Source organism: Salmonella sp. SAL00670 (genome assembly GCF_046552235.1).
Taxonomy (GTDB): domain Bacteria; phylum Pseudomonadota; class Gammaproteobacteria; order Enterobacterales; family Enterobacteriaceae; genus Salmonella; species Salmonella enterica.
Map to the genome: position 1 here is coordinate 455,166 of NZ_JBGDUO010000004.1, position 14,875 is coordinate 470,040.

Annotated in this window: 12 protein-coding genes; all 12 read left to right on the top strand. The window is 51.3% G+C overall.

The features are described 5' to 3' along the window. Positions 1-248 precede the first annotated feature (248 nt). The 12 genes from ACLJRS_RS16120 (at position 249) to ACLJRS_RS16175 (ending at position 14,827) form a co-directional block, all read left to right on the top strand. Positions 249-2,348, top strand: a complete 2,100-nt coding sequence (locus tag ACLJRS_RS16120; RefSeq protein WP_410957859.1) for a glycosyl hydrolase family 18 protein — start codon at positions 249-251, stop codon at positions 2,346-2,348. 91 nt (positions 2,349-2,439) lie between these two features. Then, positions 2,440-5,436: a chitinase gene (locus ACLJRS_RS16125; protein WP_410957860.1), complete on the top strand. Its 2,997-nt coding sequence runs from the start codon at positions 2,440-2,442 to the stop codon at positions 5,434-5,436. A gap of 280 nt (positions 5,437-5,716) precedes the next feature. Next, a complete protein-coding gene (locus ACLJRS_RS16130) occupies positions 5,717-6,421 on the top strand; it encodes a winged helix-turn-helix transcriptional regulator (protein ID WP_000738617.1) in 705 nt (234 codons plus the stop codon). Positions 6,422-6,850: 429 nt separating this feature from the next. Continuing rightward, a complete protein-coding gene (locus tag ACLJRS_RS16135) occupies positions 6,851-7,393 on the top strand; it encodes a fimbrial protein BcfA (RefSeq protein ID WP_000743357.1) in 543 nt (180 codons plus the stop codon). 100 nt (positions 7,394-7,493) lie between these two features. Next, complete coding sequence (gene bcfB / locus ACLJRS_RS16140) at positions 7,494-8,180, top strand: fimbrial biogenesis chaperone BcfB (protein ID WP_000742551.1); 687 nt, start codon at positions 7,494-7,496, stop codon at positions 8,178-8,180. A gap of 4 nt (positions 8,181-8,184) precedes the next feature. Next, positions 8,185-10,806 (top strand): fimbrial usher BcfC, encoded by a 2,622-nt coding sequence (gene bcfC / locus ACLJRS_RS16145; RefSeq protein WP_410957861.1) that lies wholly within the window; start codon positions 8,185-8,187, stop codon positions 10,804-10,806. Next, positions 10,807-11,814: a fimbrial protein BcfD gene (locus tag ACLJRS_RS16150; protein WP_000701247.1), complete on the top strand. Its 1,008-nt coding sequence runs from the start codon at positions 10,807-10,809 to the stop codon at positions 11,812-11,814. Further along, the gene (locus ACLJRS_RS16155) at positions 11,815-12,360 is read left to right on the top strand and encodes a fimbrial protein BcfE (protein WP_001082038.1); all 546 of its coding nucleotides are present in this window, start codon (positions 11,815-11,817) and stop codon (positions 12,358-12,360) included. Between the two features lie 15 nt (positions 12,361-12,375). Then, a complete protein-coding gene (locus ACLJRS_RS16160) occupies positions 12,376-12,894 on the top strand; it encodes a fimbrial protein BcfF (protein ID WP_001243232.1) in 519 nt (172 codons plus the stop codon). Further along, entirely contained in the window at positions 12,860-13,591 is a 732-nt protein-coding gene (bcfG, locus tag ACLJRS_RS16165; RefSeq protein WP_001135038.1) for a fimbrial chaperone BcfG, read from the top strand. The genes ACLJRS_RS16160 and bcfG overlap by 35 nt, the downstream gene beginning before the upstream one ends. 64 nt (positions 13,592-13,655) lie before the next feature. Beyond that, positions 13,656-14,501, top strand: a complete 846-nt coding sequence (locus ACLJRS_RS16170; protein ID WP_000291384.1) for a DsbA family protein — start codon at positions 13,656-13,658, stop codon at positions 14,499-14,501. A 38-nt stretch (positions 14,502-14,539) separates the two neighbouring features. Then, positions 14,540-14,827: a hypothetical protein gene (locus ACLJRS_RS16175; protein ID WP_000839831.1), complete on the top strand. Its 288-nt coding sequence runs from the start codon at positions 14,540-14,542 to the stop codon at positions 14,825-14,827. Positions 14,828-14,875: the final 48 nt, after the last annotated feature.

Here is a 14,875-nt window from a genome sequence, read left to right on the forward strand (position 1 = left end):
CATTGTAATTAAATGATATTTAATTACATGATAAATGATATTTACTATGTTCTCACCAGAACGGAGTAAGCGGGCGCTGAGAGGTGTTGTTTTCTCTTCGTTAGACGGTGTTGTTAACCTCATTTTTATGATTTTTATATCATCTAAAAAGATGATGTTTTGTGATTAGCTATTTTTTATGCCTGTAACGATTATGGACCCCGCAGAACGAGCTGCGACAATTTTGAAACGTAAAAGGAAATTTGAAAATGGCTACAAGCAAACTGATTCAAGGCGATACAATTACTGAAACTACTCATGCAGCGAATGGTTTTGACCCTGCAACAAGCGATGATAAAATAAGCTATACTTCCGCTCGTGTTGCGAAACCGGTATACAATAAATATAAAAATTCCACGACTAAACCGAAGGTATTCGGTTATTACACCGACTGGTCACAGTATGACAGCCGTCTGCAAGGCAATATGTCCCAACCGGGCCGTGGTTATGATTTAACCAACGTTTCACCGACGGCTTATGACAAACTGATTTTTGGCTTTGTTGGCATCACCGGTTTCAGAAAAATTGATACAGAAGACCGCGATGTCGTAGCAGAAGCGGCAGCGCTGTGCGGCAAAGTGAAATATGAGCCGACCTTCCTCGACCCATGGGGCGACTTCCAGTCTTATATCAACCTCGGCTTTGATGTCAGCGGCTGGGATGTGGATCCGAAGACTGTAACTCAGTCTAACGCCAAGGGTCTGCTGGGCGCGCTGCGTGATATGCAGGCAAAAGCGAAAGCCGCAGGTCACACGCTGGCGCTCTCCATGAGTATCGGCGGCTGGAGCATGAGTAACGGGTTCCACGAAACCGCCGCTTCTGACTCTTCTCGTAAAATCTTCGCCAAAGGCGTGGTGAAACTGTTCAAACAGTTCCCGATGTTCAGCGAAGTGGATATTGACTGGGAATACCCGAACAATGAAGGGGCGGGCAACCCGTTTGGTCCGGAAGATGGCGCTAACTACGCGCTGCTGATTGCCGAACTGCGTAAACAGCTGGATTCCGCGGGTCTGAGCAATGTGAAGATCTCTATTGCCGCTTCTGCTGTCACTACTATTTTTGACTATGCGAAAGTAAAAGATCTGATGGCTGCTGGCCTGTATGGCATCAACCTGATGACCTATGACTTCTTCGGTACGCCGTGGGCGGAAACGCTGGGCCACCACACCAACCGCAAAGCGCTGGAAGAGGGCGGCTGGGCTGTCGAAACTATCGTTGATCACCTGCTGGCGGAAGGTTTCTCCGCTGACCGTATCAACATCGGTTATGCCGGCTATACCCGTAACGCTCGTCAGGTAGAAATTGAATCCCTGTCGCCGCTGAAAGGTTCTTACAACCCAGGTTCAGGCCCTACTACCGGTTCCTTCGAATCCGGCACCAGCGAATGGTATGACGTCATTTATAGCTACCTGGATCTGGAAAACCAGAAAGGCCGTAACGGTTTCAACGTTTACACCGACCAGGTCGCTGATGCTGACTACCTGTATAGCCCGGAATCCAAACTGTTTTTATCCCTGGATACGCCGCGTACTGTCAAAGCAAAAGGCGAATATGCAGCGAAACTGGGCCTGGGCGGCGTGTTTACCTGGACTATCGATCAGGACAACGGCGTGCTGGTTAACGCCGTGCGTGAAGGTCTGGGTTATGAAATCGAATCTGAAGTTATCGATATGGAACCGTTCTACTTTGAAGGTATCAATGTAGAAAAAGATGAAGAGCAGAGCGACAGCGACGACGCGCAGAAGGTCAACCACGCGCCGAAAGCGGCGATTGAACTGATGGTTGTAGGCGGATCTACGGTACAGCTGTCTGGCGCAGGTTCTTCTGATGAAGATAACGATGAGTTGTCCTTTAGCTGGGGCGTGCCTTCTCAAATCGATGTGGCAGACAAAACGGCAGAAATCATTGAGGTTGTGGTACCGGAAGTTAGCGAAAAAACAGCCTTTCAGTTCACCCTGTTTGTACGCGACTGCTACAACGAACCGTCCTCTCAACAGCGCTTTGTTCTGACGGCTGTGCCTGCGCTATCTCAGGTTCAACCGGAACCGGAAGAGGAAGAAGAGATTATCGTTCCTGTACCGGACGAGGAAGAAGATACCACGCCGGCTGAGGATGATACGCCAGCAGATGACAAAACGTCACCTTACGCGCAGTGGGATGCTTCTACCGTTTATGGCGCAAACTGGGGTTCTTTCGAAATCGTTAGCTGGAAAGGCCATAACTATCAGGTGAAATGGTGGTCTATGGGCAACCAGCCTGATCTGAACTGCGGTGTCGGCGGTGCATGGACCGATCTTGGCGCTTGCTAATACACGGTATTAAGCCGATGTATTGGGCTTCATGATTCAAGCCCCGGTTTACCGGGGCTTTTCTCCACCAGGGACAGAGGAAGAGTAGACCATGACCATTTCCATTTACGCCAGCGCATTTGACGTCAACAGCTGGTATCAAAAAATCACCTTAACTTTCATCAATGAGAGCGGTAATGCGGTCGATATGAACCATGCCGCAATATCATTCACGGCTTCCGGGCACATCGATCCATGGGGAAATAGCGGCGGTACGCTCAAAGGGAACCTGCCGCTTACGCTGAATGAGAGTTCGTATGGCACGCTGGAAACTAACAACATCATCATTAATAACAGCGATGCATTACTTCTTCAGCCGGGCGAACGCGGGACGCTCTCTTTCAGCCTCGCGGCGACGCAGGTGCCGGTAAAAATGTCCGCCATCACCTTGACGCTGGCGTCATCGTCATCCGAAGACGCAGAGTCTGAAATCCCATCCGATCAGGAGACGCCAGCGATACCCGCCGCAGACGAACAACCCGCCGAACCCGATGTGCCGGAAAAGGACAATGACCTTCAGGAACGCGGCCTTACGCTTAACGTTAGCGAGTTGAATACCGCGAGTTGGTATCAACGCGTCACCTTTACGCTGACCAACCTCTACGCCCAGGCGGTAGATCTCAATCAGCTTCAACTGAATTTTACGGCCAGCGCGCACCCCGATCCCTACAGTCCGTTTCAGGGAACAATGCTGGGGAATCAGGCCGTGACGCTGGCCAGCGATGGGGGATGGCCCATCGAGAAGAATACCATCACCATTAATCATGACGGCGCGCTGATGCTGGCGGCAGGGGATATCGCCGAATTACAGTGCTATCTGGCCGCCACGCAGACGCCAGTTGCCATCAGCGATTTGAACGCGACGTTGGCCCATGACCCTGCCCGCCAGGGAAAAATTTGCGTTCATTTTCCTGCCATGACGCAGACCGTGGCGCTCAAACCGGTGATTGAGCTGCTGTTTCCTGCCGGCGAAACCCGGCGCTTTGTCGGTGAGTGGGGCGAGGTTCTGACAATAGGCGATCTTAGCGCAGGAACGTATCGGCTTACCGTACCGGTACTGGCGAATGATGAGATGCAAATCGCGCCAGTCGAGTCCTCTTTTACCGTTACGCTGCAATCCGGCGATGCCGCCGCGCAGGTCCAGGTATCCTGTCTGCCGATTGTCCGTTATGCCAGCGCGCGTCTGATGATTGACGCCCCTGCGCTTGGTAATGCGAAATTGACCGTTGAAATCGCTGATACTACGCAAGCGGATGAGCGTACTATCACGCTTATCGCCAACCAACCGCAGTTAATCACCCGGCTACTGGCGGGGCATCATTATACGGTCAATCTGCAGCCTGCGATGATTAATAACCGCTTTATATCGGCACCCATACAGCTTACGGGGTTTATCCCTGCTGCGGCGCAGATTGCCGAGGTTGCTGTCGCTTACCAACAGTCGGCGCTCGACACGGCGAGTTTCGTGACGGTGGATGCCACTATACTGGGCCTGCCCGATGGCGTCGCGCCGCAGCGTTATCTGTTCAGCAGCGGTAAATATCAGTACTCATTAATGCTGGAGAGCGGCAGCGATCGGCAGACGTTGGCATTACGCTTTGCACCCGGGCTGTATGATGTTCAGACGGACGACATTTTCATCGACAGCGTGCCGTGGCGTTGTGAACAGGCCGGGCCGCTACGGTTGTTGCAAAAGGTTAACCATGTGGCGCTGGAGTTTCTGCCCGGCGTGACGCTACAGGTAAAAGGTTGGCCTGATTACCTTGCTCATGGCGGCGTGACGGTTAACGCGCCAGAGACGGTTTCTCTTTATCGCGATATACCGTTTAGCGCGTTGTTTAAATACGATGGTTTTGACGGCGGCGGCGATCCGGTTCCGGCCGCGGAGGTTGACGTGAACGGGGATGGTTTTCTGGATTACGCGACGTTACCGATCCATAAAACCGTTGCGCTGGTGCGCCAGATAGAAAAAGAAGCCGGGCGTAGCGTCATGCCGGTAATGGTCATTTATACCGCGAATGCCAGCGGCGGTAGCGCGCTGGCGGATTTACAGGATGCGCAAAAGCTACGTAACCATTTTGGTAACTTTATTACCCAGTGTCTGGCGGCGCAGTCATACAAAGATGAGACGCATCCTGTCCCGGCCACCTTTGTGCTTAACCCGGATTTTCTCGGGGCACTACAGCAAGGACCGTATGGCTATACCGTAGTACGGCAAAAAAACAGTGTGCCGGTGAATGCCCAACTGGCGGCGGCGATACAAGCATTACCGGCGATGGCTGGCTTTATCGCGCCTTCGTTGCCGACGTTTAGCGACGATCTCTACGGCTATATTCAGGCGGTGAACTATCTTGTTCGTCAGTTTGCCCCGGATGTGGCTTTTGGCTGGCAGACGAATGTCTGGGCGACAGGAACGGCGGACTGGGTGCTGCGCGATACCGCTGATCCGGTAGCTGAAGGGCAGGCGATCGCCGGATTTATTCATGAACTGGGCGTTTATAGTGGAGAATATGCGCCGGACTTTATTGCGTTTGATAAATTTGAGCGTGACTGTTTCAGTCCTGATGCGCTTGCCCACTATGGCTGGAATGCGACATGCTGGCTTAATTACCTGGCGATGGTCAAACAGGTGACGAAAGCGCTGCTGACGCCCGCCATGCTGTGGCAAATCCCAGGCGGCCATATGCCTTCAGTAGAAGAGGGCGTCAGTAAAATCAGCGCTGCGCACTTTGCATCCGGCGGAACCTTTTTTATGGGTGACGCCCGCATTGGCAGCGATCCTGACACGCTCTCTTTGCAGCTACTCAATACGGCCTTAAATAGCGCGACTTACGGCGTCCCGACCGTCGGCGACTTTTTACGTAAAGATAAAGGGTATGACTGGGGCCAAATGCAGGCGCTGAACCTACCGGACTTTAACGTCTTTTCGATCTTATGGGGCGGTGGTTCTACTATCAGTATTACGACAATCCATTCTAACGGTGAAGACGGCGGCTGGCTGGCGGATAAAATGGTAGAGTATTATGCTGCCCCTCGCTATTTCAGATAATATCACTGCTTATTTGCATTAATCTGGACTATTAGTTTGAGATTCGAAGGCGCGTTCTTTCGAATCTCTTTTCCTGCGCCCCCTGACCTCTCATTCTTTATGCGTAATTTGTTATTAATTTTCTGTAATCATTTTGTATTAAGAATTGTCTTAATCTTAAAAATATTGCGTATTAGTGCGTTGTGAATACAGAAATACTGCATAGCGATGTTATTTATTATTAATTTAAGTACTTTTTGAGAGGTTATACTGTGACGCTACATTGAGTAGACAACCGTTAATGAAAAAAATGATGAACGACGCTTTTGCTAAAGATAATAATGAGAATTCATTACACTCTTTTCTTTTTTCTCAGCAGGCTAAACCTCACGCGGCAATTGATGCCTTATTTTCGGCCTTGTTGCCATTTGGTCAACCGTTTACGCTGGGTATCGGCGATGAGTTTTATTTACAGGCAAACGATGAACACTACATTGTATTACTGGAGTCAGGCGTTGTTTCTTTCTGTCATGATGACAAACGACTCCATATATCTTCATCGTTTGCGCCATCGGTCGTGGGTATGGTTGACAGCTATGGCGCTACCTATAACGTCCCCGCGCGACCGGAACACTTTTTGCTCGCAGAAACGGTTTGTACCGGTAGATTTGTTCGCCTGCCGGATTTTATAAAAATCGCCGATGAATGCGATTTGTGGCACGACGTGGCCCGTTGTCTGGCTTACCGTCTGATGGTGATGAGCGCGCGCGATCGTGAATTAGTCGGCGTCGATTCTTATCTGAAAGTTCGGGCGCTGCTGACTGAAATCTGGGCTTATCCACAGGCCTACCGGGAAAGCATTATCGTGTTGAATTTTATTCAACGGCGTACCGGGATATCGCGCAGTCGGACCATGAAGATTCTGTCTGAACTAAAAAAAGGCGGGTATATCCATATTGATAATGGGCGGCTGACGGCGCTCGGAAAACTGCCAGTGGCGTATTAATGCACTATCCGCAACGATATATTTACATATCTCGACTGAATTTGCCTGGTATCGTTAATAGAATGTTTTACTGAAGGTTGTTATGAAAGCTATTTTTAAAAAGTCAATATGGCTAAAGGAGATAGGCCGAACGACTGGTGTAAAGTTAATATAAAACAAGAAGTTATGCCTGGTCCTATAAAACCAAATGTCGATGATTGCAACTTGCCGTTGGCTTGCTAATAATTAATAACATCGTTATCTCATTATAACGTAAAGATTAACTCACGACGTTGAGTGGCTGTTTTATTGCCTCTGACATTTATATCAGAACAAGAAGACACTTTTTTTCGCATAAGAAAAAGTCGTGATATTGCTGTGAAGAAATATCAGCAGCCGTTTCGTTAAAAAATCTGATTACCCTCATTTTTATATTTAAAAGGAGCTTGAATGAAAAAGCCTGTACTAGCATTAATGGTCTCTGCCATTGCCTTTGGCGGAATGTTGTCCACCGCGCAAGCGGATACTACAACCGTCACTGGCGGTACGGTAAATTTTGTCGGACAGGTCGTTGACGCCGCCTGTTCTGTTTCCGCTGACTCTGTCGATCAGACCGTGACATTAGGCCAGGTTCGCGCCAGTAAATTAACCGAGGCCGGTATGGTGGCGAATCAAAAAGAAGATTTCACCATCAAACTGGAAGACTGCGATACTCAGACCAGCCAGAATGCGGCGGTGATTTTTAATGGCCAACAGGACGCAAACCAGCCGGGGTCGCTGGCGAATACCGCTGGGGCAGGTTCGGCGACGAATGTGGCATTACAACTTTATGGACCAGATGGCCAGGCGCTGAATATCGGTGAATCGTCCAGTACTGTTACCTTGAACGATGGCGAAAACGTTATTCCGCTTAGCGTGGATTATATCGCTACCGGTACGGCGACTGCCGGTAATGTTACCGCGACGGCGACATTTAGCATGGTTTATTCCTGATTCCTTATCGGGATTTTTTTCTCGTCTGTTGGGAGGCGAGAAAGGGGCGTTACGCGCGTCACTGCGCGTAACAAACCGACGGCATCAGGATATTACGCAGATGAAAAAAAACGTACCGATTTTCCTTCGATTATTGCTACTGCTGTCGGCGGCCGGCCTGTCGTTTGCCGCGCAGGCGGGAGGCATTGCGCTGGGCGCGACCAGAGTGATTTATCCGCAGGGAAGTAAGCAAACCTCCTTGCCGATTATTAATTCTTCTGCCAGCAATGTTTTTTTAATTCAGTCATGGGTCGCCAATGCCGATGGTTCACGCTCGACGGATTTTATCATTACGCCGCCTCTCTTTGTGATCCAGCCTAAAAAAGAAAATATATTACGTATTATGTATGTCGGGCCGTCATTACCGACCGATCGCGAAAGCGTATTTTATTTAAACAGTAAAGCGATACCCTCTGTCGATAAAAATAAATTGACCGGCAACTCCCTGCAAATTGCGACGCAAAGCGTGATTAAGCTATTTATTCGGCCGAAAAATCTGGCGGAGGCGCCAGCTCATGCCCCGTCGACGCTTCGCTGCCGTAACGAGCGCGGCCAGCTAACGATTACTAACCCTTCGCCGTACTACGTTTCGATGGTTGAACTGTACAGCGCGGGGAAAAAACTGCCGAATACTATGGTACCGCCGAAAGGCGCGATCACTCTCCCGGCGACGCCCGGCCAGGTATCTTTGCGCACGGTAAACGATTTTGGCGCAACGACGCCAGCACGCGTTTGTCCAGCTTCATGATGTTATGCGTAATCAGCTTTTCATGACGCGATATTACTCCAGCGTAACTAAACCCGTATTAACCCCGCTGGCGTTGGCTATCGCACTGGCACCTGCGCCGGGGTGGGCGGAAAACTATTTCAACCCGGCATTTCTGTCTGACGACCCGTCTGCGGTGGCCGACCTATCGACCTTTTCCCGTAATGCCCAGGCGGCGGGGATGTATCGCGTTGACGTTTACCTGAACAATACGTTTCTCGCGACCAGAGACATTGCCTTCCAGGCGGTGAAAACGACGGGAAAAAGCGCGCCCACCGATGACAGCGGATTACGCGCCTGCCTGACGCCTGAAATGCTTAAAAATATGGGGGTAAACACCGGGGCGTTTCCACTGTTGGCGAAGGCGGCGGCGGGAAGTTGCCCGGATCTCGCCAGTGCGATACCGGCCGCCCGGACCCGCTTTGATTTTGCGCAGCAACGTCTCGACATTAGCATCCCGCAGGCGGCGATGGTTGCCAGCGCCAGAGGCTATATCCCACCGCAATACTGGGATGAAGGTATTAACGCGTTGCTATTGAATTACACCTTTACCGGCGCGAATAGTCAGGATCGGAGCCCAGGCGGCAGTGCGGAGAACAGCTATTTTCTTGGATTGAATAGCGGCCTTAATCTGGGGGCCTGGCGGTTACGCGACTACTCCACATGGAACGCGAATAGCGGCGATCAGAATAGCGACAGCGACTGGCAGCACATCAGTACTTATCTGGAACGTGATGTGGTCTTTTTGCAGGGAGAACTGACGGCAGGCGATAGTTATACCCCCTCCGCATTATTCGACAGCCTTCCTTTTCGCGGGCTACAACTGGCGTCTGACGACAATATGTTGCCAGACAGCATGAAGGGCTTCGCGCCGACCATTCACGGCATTGCCAGAAGCAACGCGCAAGTGACCATTCGGCAAAACGGCTACATCATTAATCAGCGCTATGTGCCGCCCGGGGCATTTACTATTAATGATCTCTATCCTACCGCCGCCAGCGGCGATTTGACTGTGGAAGTCAAAGAGTCCGACGGTTCTATTAATCGTTATAACGTGCCCTATTCCGCCGTGCCGATTCTACAACGAGAAGGGCGGCTGAAGTATGCGGCGACGGTGGCGGAGTATCGCAGCGAGAGTAGTCAAAAAGAGAAGGTGAAATTCAGTCAGGCGACCTTGATATGGGGGTTACCGCATGGTTTTACGCTGTATGGCGGAACACAACTTTCCAGTCATTATCACGCGCTGGCGATCGGCAGCGGCGCAAATCTGGGCGACTGGGGCGCGGTGTCGCTGGATGTCACCCAGGCTACCAGTACGCTGGCGGATAATAACACCTACCAGGGGCAATCGCTGCGTTTCCTGTATGCCAAATCGCTTGCACAGTCAGGAACCAATTTACAGCTTATGGGCTATCGCTATTCAACCTCGGGCTTTTACACGTTGGATGATACCACGTGGAAACGGATGAGCGGCTATGACGATGACAGTCGGACTGACAGCGATAAAAGCAGGCCGGAATGGGCGGATTATTACAATCTTTATTATACCAGGAGGGGCAAAGTACAACTCGATATTAACCAACAGCTAGGCGGGTTGGGATCGCTTTTTATTACCGGCAGTCAGCAAAGTTATTGGCACACTGATGAAAAGGATTCTTTGTTGCAGGTGGGATACAGCGATACGCTGGCGGGTATTGCATGGAGCGTTTCTTACAACAATAACAAATCCGCAGGCGATGCGGAGCGCGATCAAATTTTCGCGCTGAATATCTCGGTGCCGCTAAGTCAATGGCTGCAACACGATGATGAGGTCACGCGCCATCACAATGTTTACGCTACCTTTAGCACCAGTACGGACAAACAGCATAACGTTACGCAGAATGCGGGCCTTAGCGGCACACTGCTGGACGAAAACAATCTTAGTTACAACATACAGCAAGGTTATCAGAATCACGGTATTGGCGAAAGCGGCGCCGCCAGTCTGGAATACGATGGCGCGAAAGGCAACGCCAACATTGGCTATAACGTTAGCGATAACGGCGATTACCAGCAGGTGAATTATGGCCTGAGCGGCGGCCTGGTGGCGCACGCGCATGGAGTGACACTAAGCCAGCCGCTGGGCAATACCAATATTTTGATTGCCGCGCCGGGCGCAGCCAACGTCGGCGTTGTCGACCAGCCGGGTATTCATACGGACGCGCGTGGCTATGCGGTGGTGCCGTATGCGACAACATATCGCCAAAACCGTATGGCGCTGGACGTTAACGCCATGGCTGATGATGTCGATATTGATGACACGGTGACTCGCGTTGTGCCGACCGAAGGCGCGCTGGTTCTGGCCCGCTTTAAAGCGCGAGTCGGCGCGCGTGCCCTGGTAACGCTGAATCATAACGGTAAGCCTGTACCCTTTGGCGCAACGGTGACGGTGAATGATCGCCATGCGGAGGCGATTGTTGACGAAGCCGGGGAGGTCTATCTTTCCAGGTTGTCAGCGCAAGGCGTTCTGCACGTTCGCTGGGGGAACCTGCCGGATCAACAGTGCGTCGCGTCCTATCATCTCTCTTCCTCCCGTCAGATTCTGAGTCGACAACATGCGGAGTGTCATTAAATGAAAATACCTCTTTTATTTGCTCTGCTGGCGGGAAGTGTCGTATCGCAGTACGCCTTCGCAGACGTGTGTAAAAACGTTAACGGTGTACCTTCCAGTATTAATTACGATTTAACGACCACTCTGACGGCAGAACAAAACCAGGTGGGAAAGACGGTTCAACTGGAAAAAAGCCAGGAAGTTAATGTACAGGCGGTGTGTCCCGCCGGCGCGTCGACCTATAGCCAGACTTATCGCTCCTATGTGTCGCCATATCCGGTCGTAGAAACGAGCGGTAACTGGAAATATTTAAAGCTGGACCCGGACTACCTTGAAGGCGGAATGCGAATTGAGGATTCTTCGGCGGGCGATATCTATCCGCCAATGAACAATGTCCTGATGGGATATGATGAAAATGTGAAAGCGGGTCAACCGTTTTACGTTCGTGACTCAAATCTGGAGTTTCAGCTCAAAATTGTTAAACCGTTCGTCGGCACGGTGAATATTAGTCCTAAGACTATGTTCAATGTTTATGTCATGACCGCCGCAGGCGATCCGCTGACAGATGTCGTGTACAGCATTCTTTATAGTGGAACGGTGACCGTTCCGCAAAGCTGCGAAATCAACGCCGGACAAACGATTCTGGTGAATTTCGGCGCATTATACAGCGGCAATTTCAACCATGCAGGCCAAAAGCCGGAGGGGGTACGAGCGAAAAAATTCAGCGTACCGGTAAAGTGCAGCGGTCTGGATTCGCAGGTCAATTTAACAATGCGTCTTATCGCTACGCCGGATAGCCACGTTCCCCAGGCTATCGCTTCGGATAATGCCGATGTCGGCGTAGTGGTCGAAACCGATGAAGGAAACGCGCTTATCCCCAATGATGTACAGAGCGTCGCGCCTTTTATCACCGATAGCGCCGGACGCGCTAACATCACATTGCAAGCCTACCCGGTGAGTACAACAGGCGAAACGCCAGCGGAAGGGGCGTTTACCGCGCTGGCCAGTCTGCGAGTGGACTTTGACTAAATGAACAGATCACACTGCGCTCTTTTTGCCATGGGACTAATGCTGTGTCCGCAAATCAATGCCAGCGCTGACGACCTCGCTTATAACCTCGAATTTACCGGCACTATTGTGGCGCAAACCTGCGACATAGATATTTCCAGCCTCAGTCAAAGTATTGATTTAGGCCAGTTTGCGGTTGGCGATTTTCCTTCGACGGGAACAACGACAAAATTTAAGCCCTTTAATATCAACCTCAAAAATTGTTCCCGAGGAATTGCCGGGGCGAAGATCTGGTTTACCGGCGAACCCGATCCGGACAATCCCGCGCTACTGGCGATCACCGATACCGGAATGGGAAGCGGAAACATGTTAGCAAGCGGGGTTGGGGTGGAAATTCTGAATGATGATCAGGATACCATCAGTATCAATAATGCCGACTCGGTGGTCTATCCGTTGAAAGCCGGACGCAACACGCTGTCTTTTTATATTCGCTATAAATCGACCCGGCCGACGGTCACGTCCGGGAACGCGACGGCGGTCATGTATTTCGATATGCAGTATGAATGAGGAGCCATCGTAATTATGCGTAACGATATCCTGTACGGCATCGGGATGCTGCTGGCGGCATCCGGCGTCCAGGCGCACGATGGCCGGGTCTATGTTTCCGGAACCATCACGGACAATACGTGTTCGCTCTCTCCTGGCTCGGAAAATATTAACGTGGCGATGGGCGCGGTTTCTCAACGGCAGTTTTATCGCGCAGGCGACGGTTCCGCATGGCAACCTTTTGCTATCGATTTACAAAACTGCGGCAGCACTGCCAGCGGCGTAACGGTCAGTTTTAGCGGTGCGGCGGACAGCCGTAATACGGATTTATTGGCGCTTACCGCAGGGGAAAGCGACGCTTCAGGCATTGGGATTGCGCTTTATGATCAAAATAAAACTTTAATCCCACTGGGGCAAGAGAGTGATGTGGTGACGCTCAGTCCGGGTCAGGCGTCGGCGCATCTGCAATTTTACGCGCGTTATCTTGCCGATGGCGGCGCGGTAACGCCCGGGGACGCCAATGCCTCCGCAACCTTCATTCTTGCCTATGAATAAGTTCTTTTTACGCTGCGCGATATATTGGTGCTTGCTTCCCATATCATGGGCGCAGGCTGGCGTGGTAATTGGCGGTACTCGCTTTATCTATCATGCGGGCGCCCCGGCATTAAGCGTACCGGTAAGTAACCATTCAGAAGCGTCCTGGTTAATTGATACGCATATTGTACCTGGAGGCCGCTGGCCAGGAACCAAAAACGAAGGGAATATCACGCCCTTCGTGGTCACGCCGCCATTATTTATGCTTTCAGCGCGCCAGGAAAATTCAATGCGGGTGGTTTATACCGGCGGACCGCTACCCGCCGACAGGGAAAGTCTGTTTACCTTGAGTATCGCCGCTATTCCCTCCGGTAAACCGGAAGCGAACCGTGTACAAATGGCGTTTCGTTCGGCTTTAAAATTGCTCTATCGCCCTGAGGGACTCGCCGGCAATCCGCAGCAGGCCTACCGGCATCTGATCTGGTCGCTTACCCCCGATGGCGCGACGGTACGCAATCCTACACCCTATTACGTTACGCTCTTTTTATTACGTGCTAACGAGCGCGCCCAGGACAACGCCGGGGTCGTGGCTCCCTTTGCAACGCGTCAAACGGATTGGTGCCGGCACACGGTTCGCTGCACTGTGCGCTGGCAAAGTATTAATGACTATGGGCGGGTAATGCCAGCGCAAACCGTGGATCTGACGCGTATTCATTAACCTATTTTTCAGGCGTCTCCCGATAGCGGGAGGCTTTCCGATCTTATCGAACGAGACTTTTATTATGTATTATCACGCGTTAAAACTTTCCCGACTGGCGATGTTGGCGTTGGCAGGCGTTGCCGTATCCGCCTCGGCAATCGCCGCCGATTCTGCCCCGACGTCGCAAATTGGTCCGACGGCGGAAGCCTACATCGTCAGTCATCCGGATAAAGTGGGAGAGGTCGTGGCAACGTATTTGGCCGAACATCCGGAATTTTTGGTCGCCGCCAGCGAGACGTTGCATCAGCGTCAGCAGATTGCGCAACAGCAGGCGTATGTTCAACTGGCATTACAGTATCGTGCTGAGTTGCTCAGTAGCAGCAGTCCTTCCGTTGGGCCCAGCGAGGCAAAAGCGGCGGTGGTGATGTTCTTTGATTACCAGTGCTCGTGGTGCAGCAAAATGGCGCCTGTGGTCGAAAACCTGATTAAGGCGAACCCGGATACCCGGTTTATTTTCAAAGAGTTTCCTATTTTTTCCTCCCGCTGGCCGGTATCCGGACTGGCGGCCAGAGTCGGCGAACAGGTATGGCTTACACAGGGCGGGGCGAAATATCTCGACTGGCATAATGCGCTTTATGCCACAGGGAAGGTGGAAGGCGCGTTAACGGAACACGATGTCTACACCCTGGCGCAACATTATCTAACGTCGACGCAGCTGGCCGCCGTAAAAGAAGCGCAAAGCAGCGGTGCAGTACATGATGCGCTCCTCACTAACCAGGCACTGGCGCAGCATATGGACTTTAGCGGCACGCCTGCTTTTGTCGTCATGCCTCAGACGCAAAACGGTGATGTAAAACGGGTGACCGTGATCCCGGGAAGCACGACTCAGGATATGTTGCAAATGGCGATTCAGAAAGCGAAGGGGTGATATTCGCTCAGAGGAGAACGCACAGGAGTGAAAGTAAAATGAAGTCTATGCGTTGCGTCATACCGGTGATTTTACTTTCCTTTATCGTTCATGAAGGGACAGCGAAACCGACCGCTCAGATTCATTTTATGGGATCGGTTGTTGAGGCAGGCTGCTGGAATGACGTGGGAACCTTAGAAATTCAATGCCATAATAAAGAGGGAATTGAACGTTATATTATTGTCGAGAATATTATCACGCCGATATCGTCTCCTCATGCAACGGTAAAACGAGATTATTTGGATGAAGATAAGCAATTAACAGTGCTACGCATTGTCTATGACTGAACCGCGTAGCAGACCGCAGATGGTGTCCCGTCAGTGTCGTGTGAGGAT

Bases quoted from the DNA above. Each gene is read 5' to 3' on its own strand.
- ACLJRS_RS16120 (WP_410957859.1), top strand. From the start codon at position 249: ATGGCTACAAGCAAACTGATTCAAGGCGATACAATTACTGAAACTACT.
- ACLJRS_RS16125 (WP_410957860.1), top strand. From the start codon at position 2,440: ATGACCATTTCCATTTACGCCAGCGCATTTGACGTCAACAGCTGGTAT.
- ACLJRS_RS16130 (WP_000738617.1), top strand. From the start codon at position 5,717: ATGAAAAAAATGATGAACGACGCTTTTGCTAAAGATAATAATGAGAAT.
- ACLJRS_RS16135 (WP_000743357.1), top strand. From the start codon at position 6,851: ATGAAAAAGCCTGTACTAGCATTAATGGTCTCTGCCATTGCCTTTGGC.
- bcfB (WP_000742551.1), top strand. From the start codon at position 7,494: ATGAAAAAAAACGTACCGATTTTCCTTCGATTATTGCTACTGCTGTCG.
- bcfC (WP_410957861.1), top strand. From the start codon at position 8,185: ATGCGTAATCAGCTTTTCATGACGCGATATTACTCCAGCGTAACTAAA.
- ACLJRS_RS16150 (WP_000701247.1), top strand. From the start codon at position 10,807: ATGAAAATACCTCTTTTATTTGCTCTGCTGGCGGGAAGTGTCGTATCG.
- ACLJRS_RS16155 (WP_001082038.1), top strand. From the start codon at position 11,815: ATGAACAGATCACACTGCGCTCTTTTTGCCATGGGACTAATGCTGTGT.
- ACLJRS_RS16160 (WP_001243232.1), top strand. From the start codon at position 12,376: ATGCGTAACGATATCCTGTACGGCATCGGGATGCTGCTGGCGGCATCC.
- bcfG (WP_001135038.1), top strand. From the start codon at position 12,860: ATGCCTCCGCAACCTTCATTCTTGCCTATGAATAAGTTCTTTTTACGC.
- ACLJRS_RS16170 (WP_000291384.1), top strand. From the start codon at position 13,656: ATGTATTATCACGCGTTAAAACTTTCCCGACTGGCGATGTTGGCGTTG.
- ACLJRS_RS16175 (WP_000839831.1), top strand. From the start codon at position 14,540: ATGAAGTCTATGCGTTGCGTCATACCGGTGATTTTACTTTCCTTTATC.